This is a genomic window from Deinococcus sp. YIM 77859 (assembly GCF_000745175.1).
In the GTDB taxonomy this organism is placed as follows: domain Bacteria; phylum Deinococcota; class Deinococci; order Deinococcales; family Deinococcaceae; genus Deinococcus.
On sequence record NZ_JQNI01000002.1, the window covers coordinates 634,066 to 651,618 of the forward strand.

Annotated in this window: 17 protein-coding genes and 1 riboswitch; of the genes, 8 read left to right on the top strand and 9 right to left on the bottom strand. The window is 68.9% G+C overall.

Features of this window, described 5'->3' with window-relative positions; translation table 11 throughout:
* Positions 1 to 38 precede the first annotated feature (38 nt).
* The 4 genes from asnS (at position 39) to EI73_RS03235 (ending at position 3,922) form a co-directional block, all read left to right on the top strand.
* Positions 39 to 1,379 (top strand): asparagine--tRNA ligase, encoded by a 1,341-nt coding sequence (gene asnS, locus EI73_RS03220; protein WP_034384180.1) that lies wholly within the window; start codon positions 39 to 41, stop codon positions 1,377 to 1,379.
* A gap of 89 nt (positions 1,380 to 1,468) precedes the next feature.
* The gene (locus EI73_RS03225; protein ID WP_034387637.1) at positions 1,469 to 2,347 is read left to right on the top strand and encodes a PhzF family phenazine biosynthesis isomerase; all 879 of its coding nucleotides are present in this window, start codon (positions 1,469 to 1,471) and stop codon (positions 2,345 to 2,347) included.
* Positions 2,348 to 2,351: 4 nt separating this feature from the next.
* A complete protein-coding gene (locus EI73_RS03230) occupies positions 2,352 to 3,101 on the top strand; it encodes a 2-phosphosulfolactate phosphatase (RefSeq protein WP_034384182.1) in 750 nt (249 codons plus the stop codon).
* Positions 3,102 to 3,127: 26 nt separating this feature from the next.
* Positions 3,128 to 3,922 (top strand): Cof-type HAD-IIB family hydrolase, encoded by a 795-nt coding sequence (locus tag EI73_RS03235; RefSeq protein ID WP_034384184.1) that lies wholly within the window; start codon positions 3,128 to 3,130, stop codon positions 3,920 to 3,922.
* Between the two features lie 24 nt (positions 3,923 to 3,946).
* On the opposite strand, the gene EI73_RS03240 is transcribed toward EI73_RS03235, so the two are convergent.
* From EI73_RS03240 to EI73_RS03255, 4 genes are read right to left on the bottom strand one after another with little or no spacing between them, the layout of a single operon-like run.
* A complete protein-coding gene (locus EI73_RS03240) occupies positions 3,947 to 4,717 on the bottom strand; it encodes a MetQ/NlpA family ABC transporter substrate-binding protein (protein WP_034384186.1) in 771 nt (256 codons plus the stop codon).
* 9 nt (positions 4,718 to 4,726) lie between these two features.
* A complete protein-coding gene (locus EI73_RS03245; RefSeq protein ID WP_034384188.1) occupies positions 4,727 to 5,497 on the bottom strand; it encodes a MetQ/NlpA family ABC transporter substrate-binding protein in 771 nt (256 codons plus the stop codon).
* A 14-nt stretch (positions 5,498 to 5,511) separates the two neighbouring features.
* The gene (locus EI73_RS03250; RefSeq protein WP_034384190.1) at positions 5,512 to 6,165 is read right to left on the bottom strand and encodes a methionine ABC transporter permease; all 654 of its coding nucleotides are present in this window, start codon (positions 6,163 to 6,165) and stop codon (positions 5,512 to 5,514) included.
* Positions 6,162 to 7,133, bottom strand: a complete 972-nt coding sequence (locus EI73_RS03255; protein ID WP_034384191.1) for a methionine ABC transporter ATP-binding protein — start codon at positions 7,131 to 7,133, stop codon at positions 6,162 to 6,164. Before EI73_RS03255 ends, EI73_RS03250 begins: the two co-directional genes overlap by 4 nt.
* Before the next feature lie 101 nt (positions 7,134 to 7,234).
* Positions 7,235 to 7,364, bottom strand: a riboswitch (SAM riboswitch).
* 70 nt (positions 7,365 to 7,434) lie between these two features.
* On the opposite strand from EI73_RS03255, the gene EI73_RS03260 reads away from it, so the two are divergent.
* Positions 7,435 to 7,980, top strand: a complete 546-nt coding sequence (locus tag EI73_RS03260) for a DinB family protein (RefSeq protein ID WP_034387643.1) — start codon at positions 7,435 to 7,437, stop codon at positions 7,978 to 7,980.
* On the opposite strand, the gene cax is transcribed toward EI73_RS03260, so the two are convergent.
* Positions 7,965 to 9,029 (bottom strand): calcium/proton exchanger, encoded by a 1,065-nt coding sequence (cax, locus tag EI73_RS03265; RefSeq protein WP_034384193.1) that lies wholly within the window; start codon positions 9,027 to 9,029, stop codon positions 7,965 to 7,967. The two genes, EI73_RS03260 and cax, sit on opposite strands and share 16 nt — an antisense overlap.
* 100 nt (positions 9,030 to 9,129) lie before the next feature.
* Between cax and recG the strand changes: the two genes are divergently transcribed.
* Both recG and EI73_RS03275 read left to right on the top strand, forming a co-directional pair.
* A complete protein-coding gene (recG, locus tag EI73_RS03270) occupies positions 9,130 to 11,463 on the top strand; it encodes an ATP-dependent DNA helicase RecG (RefSeq protein WP_034384195.1) in 2,334 nt (777 codons plus the stop codon).
* Positions 11,464 to 11,615: 152 nt separating this feature from the next.
* Positions 11,616 to 12,449, top strand: coding sequence for an SDR family NAD(P)-dependent oxidoreductase (locus EI73_RS03275; protein ID WP_034384196.1), 834 nt, complete (start codon positions 11,616 to 11,618; stop codon positions 12,447 to 12,449).
* 20 nt (positions 12,450 to 12,469) lie between these two features.
* On the opposite strand, the gene EI73_RS03280 is transcribed toward EI73_RS03275, so the two are convergent.
* From EI73_RS03280 to rsmA, 4 genes are all read right to left on the bottom strand, one after another.
* On the bottom strand, positions 12,470 to 14,005 hold the full coding sequence (locus EI73_RS03280) for a gamma-glutamyltransferase family protein (protein WP_081908950.1): 1,536 nt from the start codon (positions 14,003 to 14,005) through the stop codon (positions 12,470 to 12,472).
* 86 nt (positions 14,006 to 14,091) lie between these two features.
* On the bottom strand, positions 14,092 to 14,703 hold the full coding sequence (locus EI73_RS03285) for a hypothetical protein (protein WP_034384199.1): 612 nt from the start codon (positions 14,701 to 14,703) through the stop codon (positions 14,092 to 14,094).
* Positions 14,704 to 14,793: 90 nt separating this feature from the next.
* Entirely contained in the window at positions 14,794 to 15,726 is a 933-nt protein-coding gene (locus EI73_RS03290; protein WP_034387645.1) for a carbohydrate kinase family protein, read from the bottom strand.
* Between the two features lie 96 nt (positions 15,727 to 15,822).
* Positions 15,823 to 16,668, bottom strand: coding sequence for a 16S rRNA (adenine(1518)-N(6)/adenine(1519)-N(6))-dimethyltransferase RsmA (rsmA, locus tag EI73_RS03295; protein ID WP_034384200.1), 846 nt, complete (start codon positions 16,666 to 16,668; stop codon positions 15,823 to 15,825).
* 36 nt (positions 16,669 to 16,704) lie between these two features.
* Between rsmA and EI73_RS03300 the strand changes: the two genes are divergently transcribed.
* Entirely contained in the window at positions 16,705 to 17,553 is an 849-nt protein-coding gene (locus EI73_RS03300) for a tetratricopeptide repeat protein (protein ID WP_034384202.1), read from the top strand.

Consider the following 17,553-nt stretch of genomic DNA (forward strand, 5'->3'; position numbering starts at 1 on the left):
CGGCAAGGCGTGGGAAGCGGCCCCGTATAATTCCGCCCATGGCTTCGGTTTCTATCCGTGACCTGAAGGGTCATGTCGGCGAGACGGTCACCCTCAGCGCGTGGCTGACAGACAAGAGCGGCAAGGGCAAGATTCAGTTTCTGAAGCTGCGGGACGGAACAGGCTTCGTGCAGGCAACCGTGTTCAAGGGCGACGTGACGGCGGAGGTCTTCGAGGCGGCCAAACGCCTCACGCAGGAGCAGGCGGTGCGGCTCACCGGCGAGGTGCGAGCAGACGAGCGCGCGCCGGGCGGGGTCGAGCTCAGCGTGCGGGACCTCGCGCCCTACGCGGAGAACAGCGGCGAGTACCCCATTACGCCCAAGGAGCACGGGATCGAGTTCCTGCTTGACCACCGGCACCTGTGGCTGCGGCACCGGCGGCCCTGGGCGGTCCTGCGCGTGCGCGACAGCGTCGAGCGGGCGATTGTGGATTTTTTTCATCAGGAAGGGTTTATCCGCTTTGACGCTCCCTTTTTTACGCCCAACGCGGCGGAGGGCACCACCGAACTCTTTGAGATCGACCTCTTTGGGGAGCGCGAGGCGTACCTGTCGCAGACCGGGCAGCTCCACGCGGAGGCGGGCGCGCTCGCCTTTGGCAAGGTGTACACCTTCGGCCCGACCTTTCGCGCCGAGAAGAGCAAGACCCGGCGGCACCTGCTGGAATTCTGGATGGTCGAGCCGGAGGTCGCCCCCAGCAGCCACGTGGAGAACATGGCGCTTCAGGAGCGCCTCGTGAGCTTCATCGTGCGGCGTGTCCTCGAAGAATGCAGCACCGAGCTCGCCCTGCTGGGCCGCGACCTGGCCCGGCTACGACCGGCGGCCGAGGGCAACTTTCCACGCGTCACCTACAGCGAGGCGCTCGACATCATCCGCGAGCATATCGCGGCGGGTGACCTGCCCCCCAACGTGGGGGCGGACGTGCAGCCCGTCGAGTGGGGAGACGATCTGGGCGCGCCGCACGAGACGATCCTGGGCCACCACTTTGACCGCCCGGTCATTGTCGAGCGGTATCCAGCCGCCATCAAGGCGTTTTATATGCAGCCTGACCCCGAAGACCCGCGGCTGGCCCTCTGTGACGACATGATCGCCCCCGAGGGCTACGGCGAAATCATCGGCGGCTCCGAGCGCATCCACGAGTACGAGCTCCTTCGCGCCCGCATCGAGCACGAGGGCCTCCCCCTTTCCGCATTCGAGTGGTACCTCGACCTGCGCAGATACGGCAGCGTGCCGCACGCGGGCTTCGGCATGGGGCTCGAACGGGTCGTGGCCTGGCTCACCGGCATCGACCACATCCGCGAGGCGATTCCCTTTCCGCGCATGCTGACGCGCATGTCACCCTAAGGCACCGGGTTGGGGAGAACAAGGTGAATACTTTCACGACTGGTCTGGTCGTGAAAGTTTTGTTGCGTCAACTGCGCTACAGTGCCCGCATGATCGCGTACTGCGAGGTCAGCGCCTTTACCGCTACGCCCGGACAGGGCAACCGCGCGGGTGTTGTGCTGGACGCCGGGCACCTGTCGGAAGCGGAGATGCAGGCGCTGGCCGCCTTTTTGGAAGCTCCCGAGACCGTCTTTGTGACGCGGATGGGGGACGGCCTGGTGCGGGTGCGGTACTTCACGCCCACCCAGGAGATCGACTTTTGTGGGCACGCGACGGTCGCGCTGGGGCTGACGCTCGCGCAGCGGGGGGACTGGAGAGGCGAGCCGCTCACACTGGAAACGCTGGTAGGACAGATTCCGCTCACGCTGGAGACAGAAGCGGGCGTCCCCACGCGGGTGTGGATGGAGCAGCGCGAGTTGGAGTCGCGCTCGGTCGCGCCGGAGCTGCGGCAAGAATTGGCGCAGGCCCTCGGCCTGAATGAGCGGATGCTGCACCGCGGGCTGCCGCTGGCCGCGGCGAGCACAGGGCTCTGGAGCGTCTTTGTGCCGCTGATCGACCAGGTCATTTTGGACGGGCTGGAACCCGATCTGGCACATGTCCAGGCCCTCAGTGACCGCCTGGGCGTGAGCAGCGTCTACGCCTATGCCCCGCTGGGCGTCAACCGCTTTGCCGCGCGGGACTTTGCCCCCGCCGTCGGCATTCCGGAAGACCCGGTCACCGGCAGCGCGGCGGGCGCCCTGCTGGCCCTGCTCGCCCGGGAAGGCCGCCTGCCCGTGCGGGGCGACCGCGCCGCCGGGGTGGTATACCAGGGCCACGCGCTGGGCACGCCCGGCGAGGTGGAGGTCGAAGTCCTGCTGGGGGGCCAGGTGGTGCGGGTGGGCGGCCGGGCCGTGCTGGACCGGGAAGGCTCCTGGACGCGGGAAGGGTAGCGGCGTGTTCTGGGCGCAAGACGAGCACGGGGTGCGACTGGAATGGGGTGAACCCGGGGTGCAGCACCTCGCCCCGTGGGCGGACGCGGTCGTGATCGTGGACGTGTTGTCCTTTTCCACCGCCGTGGACGTCGGCGTGTCCGGGGGTGCGGCGGTGCTGCCCTTCCGCTGGCGGGACACCCGGGCCGCCACCTTCGCGGCGGCGCAGGGGGCCGTGCTGGCAGGAGACCGCGACTCGGGCGGGCCTACCCTCTCCCCCGCCTCGCTGCTGGGCCTTCCACCGGGAACGAGGCTGGTTCTGCCCTCGCCCAATGGCGGAACACTCTGCGCGCTGGCCCAGGAGAGCAGCCGCGCCGTGGTGGTCGCGGCCTGCCTGCGAAACGCCGGAGCGGTGGGCGAATGGCTGCGCGGACGCTTTGCGCGGGTTCTCGTGGTCCCGGCGGGGGAAAGGTGGCCCGGCGGCACGCTGCGGCCCGCTCTGGAAGACAGCCTGGGGGCGGGCGCGGTCGTGGAGGCACTCTGCCGCTCGCCGGGCCTCTCCCCTTCCCCGGAGGCGGCGGGCGCACGAGCGACGTTCCAGGCCCTGCGGAAACGGCTGCCGGAACTGCTGAGCGGGTGCGCGTCAGGCTTGGAGCTGATGGGTCGGGGCTTCCCGGAGGACGTGACGCTGGCGGCAGAACTGAACGTGAGCTCCTGCGTGCCCGTCTTGCAGGAGGGTGCCTTCGTCAACGGGGTCTCCCCTTCTCACGCCTAAGCCTTCTCCGGGCGTACACTGCCCGGATGCTGGGTCTTCTCTGTGTGGACGTGGACGGAACGCTCGTCGGTACCGAAAACGCGGTCCGGGAGGACGTGTGGGCGGCTCTGGCTCAGGCGCGTGCTCGCGGGATTCGAATCGTGCTGTGTAGCGGCCGTCCCGCCTTTGGAAACGCGCTGCGCTACGCCCAGAAGCTCGACCCGGACGGCTGGCACGTCTTCCAGAACGGAGCGTCGGTGGTGAACGTGGAAAGCGGCGCCAGCCTCTCGGAGCCGCTGCCGCCGGAGGGCCTGGACCTGCTTCTCACGCGCGCGCAGGAGACGGGGCGCCTGCTGGAGGTGTACACCGATCGCGAGTACGGCATCACGCAGCCCGGCGACCTCGCGCGGCGGCACGCGGAGCTGCTGGGCCTCCCCTACGTGCCGCGCTCCCCACAGGAGCTCACCGGCACGCGGGTGCGGGCACAGTGGGTGGTGCCGCTGGAGGAGTCCGAGGCCGTTCAAGCCGAACCCCATCCGGGGCTGGACCTGCACCCGGCGGGCAGCCCGGTGATGCCCGACGTGACATTCATCAGCGTGACTCGCGCGGGGGTGAGCAAGGGGAGCGCGGTCACCCGCGTTGCTGCTGCCTACGGGGTGCCGCTTTCCCGCGTGATGATGGTGGGCGACGGACACAACGACGTCTCGGCCCTGCAAGTGGTCGGCCACCCGGTGGCCATGGGCAACGCTGAGGCCGAGGCCCGGGCCGCCGCCCGCTACCACGTCGCCCACGTGGACGCAGGGGGACTGGTGGAAGCGGTGGGGCTGGCCCTGACGTTATGAGCGCGGGGAAGCTGCTCCCGCCGATCAGAAGGCGGGAACGACGGCCCCACCGTACTTCTTGAGGAGAAAAGCCTTCACCTCGGGGCTCTGCAGGGCTTTGACGAGCTTGAGGTAGTCGGGGTTTTTCAGGGTGGCGGGCTTGGCGACAAGGAGGTTGGCGTAGGGGCTGCGCTTGTCCTCGAGAACGAGCGCGTCCTTCAGGGGGTTGAGGCCCGCTTCCAGCGCGTAGTTGGTGTTGATCACCGCCGCGTCCACGTCTGCGAGAGCGCGGGGAAGCTGCGCGGCTTCGAGTTCGCGAAAGCGCAGGCGCTTGAGGTTGGTGGTGATGTCCCGCACGGTCGCGGTGACGCCCACACCGGGCTTGAGGCGAATGAGCCCGGCGCGCTCCAGCAGCTTCAGGGCGCGGCCGCTGTTGCTGGGGTCGTTGGGAATGGCAATCGTCGCCCCGGAACGCAGTTCCTTGAGGCTCTTTACCCGGCGGCTGTAGAGCCCGATGGGTTCCACGTGCACCTTCGCGCCGGGAACGAGGCCAAGGGGCCGGTTCTTCTGGAACTCGTTGAGGTACGGCAGGTGCTGGAAGAAATTCACGTCGATGCTGCCGTCCGCAAGCGCCAGGTTGGGCTGGACGTAGTCGCTGAATTCGCGGATCTCGAGCGTCACGCCCTGCTTCGCGAGGGTAGGCTTGACAAAGTTGAGAATTTCTGCGTGCGGCACGGGTGTGGCTCCCACCCGCAGGGTCCCGGCGGAGGCCAAGGAGGCGAAGAGCAGGGCAGAAAGGGTCAGAAGCTTTTTCATATCTCTTCCTTAGAACGCGGGAATGATGCTGCCGCCGTACTTGTTCAGCAGCCAGGCTTTGGCTTCGGGACTGGTGAGGGCCGCGGCAAGCTTGAGCACGTCGGGATGGCGTGCCTTGTCCCTCGTGGTGGCCAGGACATTGACGTACACGCTGTTTTTGTTCTCGCGGAAAATCGCGTCCTTGGTGGGGTTCAGGCCGACTTCCAGGGCGTAGTTCGCGTTGATCACGGCGGCGTCTACGTCCGCGAGCGAGCGGGGAAGCTGCGCGGCTTCAAGCTCACGGAACTTCAGCCGTTTGATGTTGCTGACGATGTCACGCAGGCTGGCCGTCACGCCCGCGCCCGGCTTGAGGCGAATCAGGCCGGCTTTTTCGAGGAGCAGCAGGGCCCGCGCCCCGTTGCTGGGGTCGTTGGGGATGGCGATCGTCGCGCCCTGGCGGAGCTCGGTCACCCGGGTGACCCGACGGCTGTAGAGGCCCAGCGGCGGCAGGTAGATGTTCTTCACCGGCACGATGTTCAGGGGCCGGTTCTGTTGAAAGGCGTTCAGATACGGCACGTGCTGGAAAAGGTTGGCGTCGAGGCTGCCGTCCGCGAGGGCCAGGTTGGGCTGGACGTAATCGCTGAATTCGCGGATCTCGAGCCTCACGCCCTGCTTGGCGAGGAGCGGTTTCACAAACTGCAGCAGCTCACCGGCTGGGACGGGGGTGGCCCCCACCCGCAGGGTCCCGGCGGAGGCCAAGGAGGCGAAGAGCAGGGCAGAAAGGGTCAGGATAGGGCGCATGGCAGGCTCCTCTTTCAGCGGTGGTCGGCGCGGCGGGCGACGTGGTCACCGAGCCACTGCACGCCCTGTACCAGCACGAGCAGCAGGGCGACGGTGGCAAGCATCACGTCCGTCTCGAAGCGCTGGTAGCCGTAGCGAATGGCGAGGTCACCCAGGCCGCCGCCGCCGATGGCTCCCGCCATCGCGCTGTAGCCGATCAGGCTCACCAGCATCACCGTAAAGGCGTGAATCAGCGCAGGCCGGGCTTCGGGCAGCAGCACCTTCCAAACGATCTGACCGGTGCGCGCGCCCATCGCGCGAGCAGCCTCGACCACGCCGTAGGGCACGTCGCGCAGCGCCCCGTCGACCAGACGGGCTACGAAGGGAATCGCCGCCACGGTGAGGGGCACGGTCGCCGCGGTGCTGCCGATGCTGGTGCCCGTGATCAGGCGGGTCAAGGGAATCAGCACGACGAGCAGGATGATGAAGGGCAGGCTGCGGCCCACGTTGACAGCGGCGTCAAGCACCCGGAAGGTGAGGGGCTGTGGGCGCAGGCCGCCGGGCCGGGTGAGGGTCAGCGCCACGCCGAGAAGCGTGCCCAGAAGCTGCGCGATCAGGGCGCTGGGAAGCACCATCAGGAGGGTTTCCAGGGTGGCCGGCCACAGCAGGGGAAGCAGGCTTTCGATCATTCGTGAACTCCGGCGCGGCGCGCCACGTCCCGCAGGCGAACTTCGGGGTCGGGGGCGTCCTCGGGCAGGGCCAGCCAGGCATCCACGCCCTGTGGATGCGAGTCGGCCTGCACAAGGCGGGCCCCCAGCGCGCCGAGGGTGATGAGGGTGCGCCCCCCCAGATCAGGCAGGCTGACGCGGCGCAGCGTCTCGCCGGGGTGCAGCTCCGCCTGGGGCCGGTGCGCGTCGAGCAGGGCGCGGGTCACGGGGTGGGCCGGCTGGGCGAGAACCCCGCGCGTCTCGCCGCTCTCCACCAGGCGCCCCGCGTCAAGCACGGCAACGTGGGTGCAGGCGGCCCGCACGACGTCCATCTGGTGCGTCACGATCACCAGGGTGAGATCGCGCTCCCGCTGAAGCTCCGTGAGCAGCGCCAGGATGCCCGCGCTGGTCTCCGGGTCCAGGGCGCTGGTGGCCTCGTCGGCGAGCAGCAGATCAGGGTCCAGGGCAAGGGCGCGGGCAATCCCGACGCGCTGTTTCTGACCACCGGAGAGCTGAGCGGGATAGCGGTGCGCGAGGTCCCCCAGGCCGACCTGCGCGAGCAGTTCGCGGGCGCGCGCTTCCCGGGAAGCGCGGGGCACCCCGGCAAGCTCCAGCGGGAGCGTCACGTTGCCCAGGGCGGTGCGCTGGGCAAGCAGGTTGAAGTGCTGAAAGACCAGACCGGTGCGGGCCTGGCGCCGGCGCAGCTCGGCGGGGGTGAGGCGAGCAAGCTCCTGGCCCTGCACCCACACCTGCCCCGTATCGGGGGTTTCCAGGCCGCTGATCAGGCGGACCAACGTGCTTTTGCCCGCGCCGCTGCGGCCGATGATGCCCGTGCGGCTGCCGCGCGGTACGGTGAGGTGCAGGTCGCGCAGGGCGGGAGACGGCTGGCCGGGATAGGTCTTGGTGACCCCGGCAAAGACCAGGGCGGGCGGGGGAACTGAGGCGGTCAAGGTGGGGTCCTCCGTCGGGAGAAAGCCGGAGGGAACGCAACAACGTCCCCTTCCGAGGCGAAGCAACGGAGAAGGGGACGCGCAAACGTCTGGTGACCCTTCTCTTATCGGTCCCGCTGCGGGGAAAAAGCCATCGTTGGCGCAAGCGGGCTGGCAAGCACCGATGCCGTGATGAGGGCCGGTTGCTGCGGCGGTCTCTGGGCCAGATCCCTACGCCGCTCTGGATAAGAGTGGACCCGTACGGGTCCGCATGACCCTACAGCAGCTGACCTTCCTTGTCAACCAAGCGTACACTGCGGCCATGACCCTTCCCAGCTCCGAGGAGCAACTCGCCCTGCTGCGTGCCACCTACCCGACGCCCGAAGGCCTCAGCGCACAGCTCGAGCGGGAATTCGCGGCGCTCGCGCAGACCATGCGGGCCGCTGCGCCCCACTGGCACACGCCCATGCCGGGCCGAACGTGGTCACCCGCGCAGGAGGCCGAACACACCATCTTGGTCAATGAGGGCACCGGAAGAGTGGTCCGCCTGCTGCTGTCCGAGCGGCCGCTGCGCCCGGTCCCCTTGGAGCCGGGCCGCACCGCGCAGGGCAAACGGCTCGCGCCGCCGGGAACAGAACCGGGACCGGGCGAGGCCCTGGAGACGCTGCTGGAACGGCACGCCGCCGCCGGGCCTCTGCTGAGCGGGGCGCGGGCGGCGCCCAATCCAGAACGGACCTTCCCCCACCCCTTTCTGGGTGAGCTTGACGCGCTGGACTGGCTGCGCATGGCCGCTTGGCACACCCGGCACCATCGCCAGGCCATCGAGCGCGGCCTCGCGGCGCTGGGGGACGATCAGGCCACCGGGTAGTAGAACGCCGCGCAGGCCAGAATGACGTACACGCCGAGCAGCAGCAGACCCTCCAGCCAGTTGGTCTCGCCGTCACGGGCAACCGAATTGGCAATCAAAACTCCCGCGCCCACCGCGACGAGTTCCAGCGGCGTCACGACCAGATTCATCGGCTGACCCACCACCAAGCCCGCCAGCACCAGCAGCGGCGCGACCAGCAGCGCGACCTGCACGGTGGAGCCCAGGCTGATGGTCATGGCGAGGTCCATCTTGTCCCGCAGGGCGAACAGCACGGCGGCGGCATGCTCGGCCGCGTTGCCGATGATGGGGATCAGAATCAGGCCCACAAAAAACTCGGTGAGGCCGAGCGCTGCGGTGGCCGCCTCCAGGCTGCCCACCAGAAACTCAGACATCAAGCCCACGGCGACGGTGGCGGCAAGCAGCACCCCGACTGCGCGCGGCACGCTCCAGAGGGGGGCACTGTGATCCTCGTCGGCGGTGGAGAGCAGGTCGCGGTGGGTCCGCAGGGTAAAGTACAGGTAGCCCAGGTACACCACGATCAGCACGGCGGCGGCCGCGTCACTCAGGCGGACATCCAGCCGCAGGACCTCGCGCGGCGCCACGGCTCGGGCGGTGAGGTCGAAGATGGTGGGGATCATCAGGGCCAGAACGCTCACGGAGAGCAGGCTGGCGACGGTGCCCGCGCTCTTCACGTTGAAGCGCTGCGACCGGTGCTTGAGGCCGCCCAGAAAGACAGCCAGACCCAGCACCAGCAGCAGGTTGCCCAGAAGGGAACCCACGATGCTGGCCTTGACCACCGCCAGCTTGCCCGCGCGCAGCGCAAAAAAGGCGATGATGAGCTCTGTCGCGTTGCCAAAGGTGGCGTTCAGCAGGCCGCTGGCGGTGCTGCCCAGCCGCGCGGCAAGCTGCTCGGTGGCCGTTCCCATCAGCCCCGCCAGGGGCAGGATGGCGAGGGCCGCGCTCAGAAAGATCAGCGTGGGGTTGCCGTGCGTGACTTCCAGAAAGACCGCTACGGGAAGGAAGATCAGGAGCGCGTTCAGCCACTGCATAGGGGGCAGTGTACGGGCAGGGCGCGGGGACGCACCTTCAGCGTACCGTGAGGCAAAGCAGGACGGGAGGCGCGGGCGGCTGGTAGCCTGGGCCCCGCGTATGGCGACGGTGGCAGAGCTGCGGGAGAGACTCAGGCGGCCGCTCGCGGCGGAACTCGCGGCGGGCTGCGCGAATCGGGTGGTGGCGGGCGGCGTGGAGCGCTTGCTGGCCTCGCCCCTCGCCGGGCCGTTTCCGGCGGTGCGCGAGGCGCTGCGCGGGTACGCGGCACTCGATGTCGGGGCACGCGCCGAAGCGCTGCACAAGGCGCTCGCCCTCCTCGAGGAAGAGGTGCGTCCGCCGGTTTCACCCGCCGCACGTGCGGCGCCCCCTACCGCCGCCCCCGGGGAGCGGCTTCCTCTTGACGCAGAGGTGTCGCGCCTGGCAACCGGGCCGGGGGGAACCAAAAAACTCCAGTCGCTGGGCCTGTACACCCTACGGGACGTGCTGCACGCCTACCCGCATCGCCATGAGGACCGCCGGGCGCTGCCGGACCTCTCGGAGGTGCCGGAGGGACAGAAGGTGACGGTGGAGGGCACGGTGGTGGCCAAAAGCCGCCGCAAGCCGAGGCCTAACATGCTGATTCTGGACGTGACGCTGGAAACGCCGGCGGGCGGGCGGGTGCGAGCGTCGTGGTTTAACCAGCCCTGGGTCGAAAAGCAGCTGCGGGAGGGCGCGCGCCTGGTGCTGACCGGCCGGGTGAAACGGTTCGGGCGCACGGTCCAGCTCGGGGTCGAGCACCTGGAGACGGTGGAGGACGCGCGCGACAGCCTCAGCACCGGGCGGATCGTGGGGGTGTATGACAGCAAGGACGGGATCTCGCAGGAGTTCTTGCGGCGGGCCGCCTTTCGCGCGCTTCAGGCAGCGCCGCTGGACGATTACCTGCCCGCCCACTGGCGGCGCGAACGCGGCCTGACGGACCTGGGTGACGCCCTGTGGGGAATTCACTTTCCGCGCGACGAGGCGCAGCTTGAACGCGCCCTGCACCGGCTGCGCTTTGACGAGTACCTCTTTCTGGAGCTGCGGGTGCTGCTGCAGGGCGAAGACGGGGTGCTGCTGGGGAAGCGCTTTCAGGCGGACAGCGGGGACATCGACCGGTTCGAGGCGGCGCTTCCCTTTCGCTTCACCAACGCGCAGCGGCGGGTCCTGCTTGAAATCGTCGACGACATGCGCAGTGAACGGCAGATGGCGCGGTTGGTGCAGGGGGACGTGGGGAGCGGCAAGACGGCGGTGGCTGCCTGTGCCCTGTACCTTGCGGTGCGGGACGGCTACCAGGGGGCGCTGATGGCCCCGACGGAGATTCTGGCGCGGCAGCACCACGCGAATCTCGTGGGGTACCTCTCCGGGCTTGATGTTCGGGTGGGCCTCCTGATCGGCGCGATGGCGCCGCGGCAGAAGCTGGAGATGCAGGCCCGCATCGCCGCAGGGGATGTGGACGTGGTGGTGGGCACGCAGGCGCTTATTCAGGAGAACGTGCACTTTAACAACCTGGGGCTGGCCGTGATCGATGAGGAACACCGCTTCGGCGTGATGCAGCGGCGGCGGCTGCTCGCGGGCCGTCCGGACGTGCTGGTGATGTCGGCCACGCCCATTCCGCGCTCCCTGGCACTCACGGCGTACGGAGATCTGGAGCTGTCGGTGATCGATGAATTGCCGCCGGGCCGTACCCCGGTGGAGACGAAGCTGATTGGGGACACGCACCGCGTGCAGGCGTACGGCTTCGTGATGCGCCAGATCCGGGAGGGGCGGCAGGCCTATGTGGTGACGGCCCTGATCGAGGAGAACGAGAACCTGGAGCTGCTGGCCGCGACACAGCTGACGGATGACCTGCGCAGAATGCTGCCCGAAGCGCGCATCGAGCTGCTGCACGGCCGGATGACGGCGGCAGAAAAGGACCAGGTGATGGACCGCTTTCGCGCCCGCGAGTTCGACATCCTGGTGAGCACCACCGTGATCGAAGTCGGTGTGGACGTTCCCAACGCGACGGTCATGGTGATCGAAAACGCCGAGCGCTTTGGTCTGGCGCAGCTTCACCAGCTGCGGGGCCGGGTGGGCCGCGGCAGCGCGCAGAGCTACTGCGTGCTGATCGCGGGCGAGCACTCCCGGAAGACGCGGCAGCGCCTCAAAATCATCGAGGGGAGCACGGACGGCTTCGTGATCGCCGAGGCCGACCTCAAGCTGCGCGGCCCCGGCGAGCTGCGGGGAACCCGGCAAAGCGGCCTGCCCGACCTGAGGCTGGGCGACCTCGCCAGCGACGTAGAGATCATCGAGCAGGCACGGGCGCTGGCCAAGCACATCCTCACGCATGATCCCCGCTTGGAACACCCGAGGTTGCAGTTTCTTCGCCAAGAACTTCAGCGCCGCAGCCAGAGCGTGGCCTTCCGCGAGGTGATCTAGGAAGCACCCGTGACAACCGTGTGACACCGGGGGCCTACACTGGGGGTATCAGCGCAATGAAGCAGGCGGACCGGGTGAAGTCCGCGCGCCGGGAGGCTGATCCACAGGGGTCAGCCTTACCTTTTTGGCGTGGCGTTCTCTATGCTGGCCGGATGACGTGGAACATGAGCGGCAGGGTGGTGCTGGTGACGGGTGCCACTGGTGGCATCGGGCTGGTCACGGCGCGGGAACTCGCGCGAGCGGGGGCACAGGTTCATATCGTGGGGCGAAACGCGAACAAGACAGCGCGTGTCGCCGCACAGATCGGGGCGGCGAGCACGTTCCTCGCGGATCTGGCAGAGCTTGCCCAGGTGCGCCGGGCCGCTGCCGAGTTCCGCGAGCGGGTGGGCCGACTGGACGTGCTGGTGAACAACGCAGGGGCCTGGTATGCGCAGCGGCAGGACACCGCCGAGGGCCTCGAACGCACCTGGGCCCTGAACCACCTGGCACCCTTCCTGCTCACGCGGGAACTGCTGCCGCTGCTGCGCCGTTCGGCAGACGGGCGCGTGGTCACCGTCGCCTCCGACGCGCACCGGTACGGACGAATTCGTTTTGCCGATCCCGAGTTTCGCCGCGGCTACCGGGGGTGGGCGGCGTACAGCCAGAGCAAGTTGGCCAACATCCTCTTCGCGCGGGAACTCGCGCGGCGTGAGCCCGCCATCCGAAGCAACAGCCTGCATCCCGGCCTGGTTCGCTCGGGCTTCGCGCACAACAACGGCGGAGGCGTCAGCCGCCTGTGGAGCCTGATCGACCGCTTTGGCCTCACGCCGGAAGAGGGGGCGCGCACCAGCCTCCGCCTCGCCGCAGACCCCAGCCTTCAGGTCAGCGGACAGTACTTCCGCGCCCAGAAGCAGGCGCGGCCCGCACGCCAGGCCCGTGACGACGCGGCGGCGCGGCGGCTGTGGGCGCTCAGCGAGGCGTACGTGGAGGGCGTCCCGGCGCCCTGAGGGGGCCCCGCCACGCACAGCTACCACACGGCGATGTGCCCGTCGGTTCGGCTCTCGGTTCCGCCCTCGAGCACACCCGTCTTGGGGTTCCGCCAGATGATCTGGCCACGCCCAAAGGCACCGGGGTCGAGCTGGACCCGCACGTCGTGGCCACGGGCGACCAGCAGGCGAGCCAGCGGCGCGCCGAGGGCGTGCTCGACCTCGACCACCCGGCCCTGCAGCCACTGCCAACGCGGCGCGTCGAGGGCCTGCTGGGGGTTCATGCCGTAGCGGACCGTGTTCAAGACCACCTGGACGTGGCCCTGCGGCTGCATAAAACCGCCCATCACACCGAAGGGACCGACCGGCGTACCGTCGCTGCGGCCGAGGAAGCCGGGAATGATGGTGTGGTAGGGCCGCTTGCCGGGGGCCAGGGCATTGGGGTGCGCGGGGTCAAGGTGAAAGTTGTGGCCGCGGTTATGGAGGGCGATGCCGGTGCCGGGCACGACCACCCCGCTGCCAAACCCCATGTAGTTGCTCTGGATCAGGCTGACCATCTGGCCTTCCGCGTCTGCGGCGGCCAGGTACACGGTGCCGCCGGTGCTGGGCGCGCGGGTGGCGGGGTCATGGGCTGCGCCCCCAAGAAAGGCGCGGTGTTCGGCGGCGTTCTCCTCCGAGAGGAGGCGTTCCACATCCACCGGGACGTGACGAGGGTCCGCGACGTACGCATGCGCGTCATGAAAGCCGCGTTTCATCGCCTCGATCTGAAGGTGTAGCCCCTGGGGGTCGTCACGACGCTCCGGCAGGTCCAGCTTCCGCAGGACATTCAGGGCGATGAGGGCGGCGATGCCCTGACCGTTGGGGGGAATCTCGTAGACGCGGTGACCGTCTATGTCGGTGTGGATGGGGGCCACCCACTCGGAGCGGTGGGCCGCCAGGTCAGAGGCGCGAATAAACCCACCGCTGGCACGGGCGTGGGCGTCGATTCGCTCGGCGAGTTCTCCCTCGTACAGCGTTGTGCCGTTGGTCTGGGCCAAGGCCTCCAGGGTGTGGGCGTGGGCTTCGCTGCGCCACAGGGCACCGGGAGCAGGTGTGAAGCCGGAGGGGGCAAAGACGCGGAACCATTCCTCCAGGATGGGGAGCCTCAACGTTTGGTAGCTCCGGATGGCCCGGGCCCAGTTCGCCGCGAGCACGGGCGAAAGGGGGTAGCCCTCGCGGGCATAGCGAATGGCGGGGGCCAGCACGTCGGCAAAGGGCAGGCGGCCAAACCGGGCGTGCAGATCGGCCCAGCCGCGCACTGCGCCGGGGACCGTGACCGGCGGCCAGCCGTGTTTGGGCATGTCGCCCCCCAGCACGTCCAGGGTCAGGGCAGCGGGTGCCGCGCCGCTCGCATTCAGGCCGTGCAGCTCGCCGTCTGCCCAGACCAGGGCAAAGAGGTCGCCGCCGATCCCGTTGCTCGTCGGCTCGACGACCGTGAGGGCGGCAGCGGTGGCCACAGCCGCGTCAACCGCGTTTCCGCCCGCTTGCAGCACCGTGAGCCCGGCCTGCGCGGCGAGAGGTTGGCTGGTCGCGACCATACCCCGGCGAGCGTACACCGGGCGGCGAACGGTAGGAGAATCCGGATGGAAGGTCACGCCAGACAGGCTATACGAATGGGGAGAGGCTAGCGGCTGGTCAGGAACAGGCGGCCCACCTCGCGGATAAAAGCGTCGCGGCGCTCGAGTTCCTCGGGGGTGTAGCGTTCGCGCAGCAACCGGGCCTTGAAGTCCGCCACGCTCTCCCCCGCCGGAACAGCCCAGGTTTCGAGGGGTGTGCAGGCAAGCTGCTGGTCTTCGCCCCAACGCCACTCGGCATTCACCGGCAGGCCAGCCTGAGCAGCGCTGAGAGGCCAGGTCGCGTCCACCACCATATCGCCCTGCGGCGCGTGCACAATCAGGTAGTTGTGCACGTCCACCACCGGCCGCCCGCCGGCCAGGGCCAAGAGTTCCGCTGGGGCTCCGGGCGGCGGCGTGATCTCCTGGGTGCAGGCGATCACCGTGCTGCTCACGCCGCGCTCGGCAAGCAGGGCAGCCAGCAGCTCATGCTTGGTGCTGCAGGTGCCGCGCCACTCGCGCACGATGCCCGCGGGGTCATGCGTGCTCGCGCGGGCATAGGGCATGTCGCGCACCAGGGCAAAGACTTCGGGAATGTCGGGCAGGGGGGCTTGGGGGTCGCGTAAGCCGCGTGCGGCGGCCTCTTCGTGCAGGAGGCGGGTGAGCGGAAGAGCGCTGGACATGGGGCTAGGGTAGCAACTGAAGCAAATTCAGCATCGCCCTTTTGTATATATTCGAAGGGGGCCAAAGGGGGCCCCGGGGCCCGCACCCGCTCAGCGGTTCAGAGCGGCTTCTAGATCGGCGGGCGTGATGGGGCGGGCCTGTGCGCCGACGCGGGTGGCAGCGAGGGCGCCTGCGGCGTTGGCGGTGCGGGCCGCCTGGGCGAGGGTCTGGCCGGTGAGCACGGCGTGGGCAAAGGCAGCGGTAAAGGTGTCCCCCGCACCGGTTGAGTCCACCACGCGGCCTTCAGGCTTGATGGGGTCGACGAGCTCGGTCTCGTTGGGCGTCCAGACGATGCTGCCCATTCGGCCGACCTTCACGATGACCCGGCGCGCACCCGCATCACCGAGCTGTGCCAGCGCGGCACTGATGCTGGTGGTGTCGGTCAGGGCGAGCAGCTCATGCTGGTTGAGGGTGAGGTAGTCTGCGCCGATCACGTTCTCGATCAGATCGGTGCCGACCTTGTTCACGGCGCCGGTTCCCAGATCGATAAAGACAGGAACCGGCTTTTTCGCCTTTTTGGCCGTCTCGATGGCCCGTAGGGTGTACTCGCGCTGCGGTCCTTCGGTCAGGCTGTAGGCGCTGACAATCAGGGCGTCCGCCCCCTCGATGTCCTTTTTCTTGAGCTTCGCAGGGTCGAGCTGGCGATTGGCCGCGCCGTAGCTGATCATCGCCCGTTGCCCGTCGGGCGTCTGCATGACGGTGATGGTGCTGGTCAGAAGCTCGGGGTCCACCTGAATGGCGGTTTGCAAAACGCCACTCTCCCGTACGCTGCGCAGGGCATACTCGGCAAAGGGATCGTCGCCCACCCGGGCGGCGAGGGTGACACTGTGACCGAGCCGCGCCAGCGTCACGCTGATGGTGCCGCCCGCGCCACCGGGCTGCATGGTGGCGCGCGTGGGGGCGACTTCCTCGCCCGGGGCGGGCAGGCGGTCAAGATGGTAGAGGTGATCGACGGTGACGTCACCGATAACGAAAAACTTCACGTGGGAACCTCCGGGCCAGGCCATCGCGGCCCTCCAGTCCACCGCACTCAGCTCGCCTGAGCGCCGGGGACACGATGGGCGTTTGAAACGCGGGACTTAACGTAGCACGTCCAGATGCTTCGCGACGGTACGCATGTCCACCAGCGGCACGTCCTCGGCACGCACATCCGCGCGCAGACCCGCTTTTGTCAGTGCCGCGTCGATCGCCTCACCCGCGAAACCGGCCAGGCGCAGGTTGTTGCGCAGGGTCTTGCGGCGGTGGTGCAGGGCGGCTTCCAGGAACCGCAACAAGGCCGGGTCGGGTGCGGGCCGGGAACGGTCAAAGTCCAACCGGACCACGCTGCTCGTGACGTCCGGGGCAGGCAGGAAAGCTCCCTTGGGCACGTCACGGACATGCCGAACGCTCCCGTGCAGGGCAGCCAGCGCGCTCAGAAAGCCGTAGTCATCGTCGCCGGGGCGGGCCGCCAGCCGCGCCGCAACCTCCTTCTGCACCAGCACCGTGGCCGAGAGGATGCTTGGGGCACGCATAAAGCGCGAGAGCAGCGGCCCGGTGATGTAGTACGGGAGGTTGGCGATCACCCGCGTGCCCGGCGGCAGACTGGCGTAGTCGAAGTCGAGGGCGTCTCCCCAGATCACCTGCACGTCCAGCCCCCTGAGCGTCTCGGCAAGCACGGGCCGAAGACGCTCGTCTTTTTCGAGGGCCGTCACCTGCGCGCCCCTCGCGGCGAGTTCGCGGGTCAGAACGCCCAAGCCGGGGCCGACCTCCAGCACGGGGACTCCCCTTTCCGCACCGCCCGCTTCAGCGATGGCACGCAGAATATTGCCGTCGATCAGGAAGTTCTGCCCCAGGCTTTTGGTGGGGCGCAGGCCGTAGCGGTCGAGCAGTTCGCGCACGCGGGTGGGCGAATACAGCGGCGGGGCAGTTGGATCGGGCTGGGTCACGGGGTCCTCGGAAAGCGCGTCAGTATACTCCGCAGCATGACAGATCCCTCCCCTCCCCCCGTGTCGCCTCCCGAGGCGTCCCCGGATTGGCGCGCCTTTGCCCGCGCGGGCGAGTGGCGGCGGGCCCTGGCCGCAGCACGGCTTACGGCGGCTCCCACGGAGGTCACGGCGGCGCTTGACGGCGTCGTTGGCGTGCAGGAGGCTATCCGAGCACGACGACCGGCGCGGGCGCAACGGGTCCTGGAGGGCGTGCGGGCGACGCTGGCGGCCACGCAGGAGGGGGGCCTCAAGGGCGAGGCGGCGCTCCTGGAATCGCTGATCGAGCCGGAGACCCTTCGTCAGGCCCTGGAGACGCTGGAGGGACTGGGACGCGGCACGGGCGGTGAGACCGAACCGCAGGTGCTGCGGGCGCGGCTGGCCCCGGCGCTCGCGCATCCCCTGACGCGACCCGAGGCGCTGAACGCGCTGGGGGTGCTCCACGTGCTGCGAGAAGAACCGCAGGCCGCCCAGCCCATCTTTGAGGAGGCGCTGGCGGCTGATCCGGGGCATTACCGGGTGCTCACGAACCTGGGCAATCTGGAGTTGGAGGCAGGCCGCTTGAGGCAGGCCGAAGCCCGCTACCGCGAGGCGCTGCGGCTTAACCCCGAGTATGACGGCGCACACCACAACCTGGGGGTGGCCCTGCGGCGGCAGGGGCGCCTGAGCGAATCGGTGGGGGCGATCCGCCGCGCCCAACGGCTGAGCGTGAAGCAGGCGCGTGAGACTTCTCGTGAAGACCTGCGGCAGCAGTTCGGCGCCGCCCCCTGGCTCCCGGTGCTGCGCTGGGGGCTGGTGGCGCTGGGCATTCTCGTTCTCTTCCTGCTGCTGCGGATCGGGGGCAGCTGA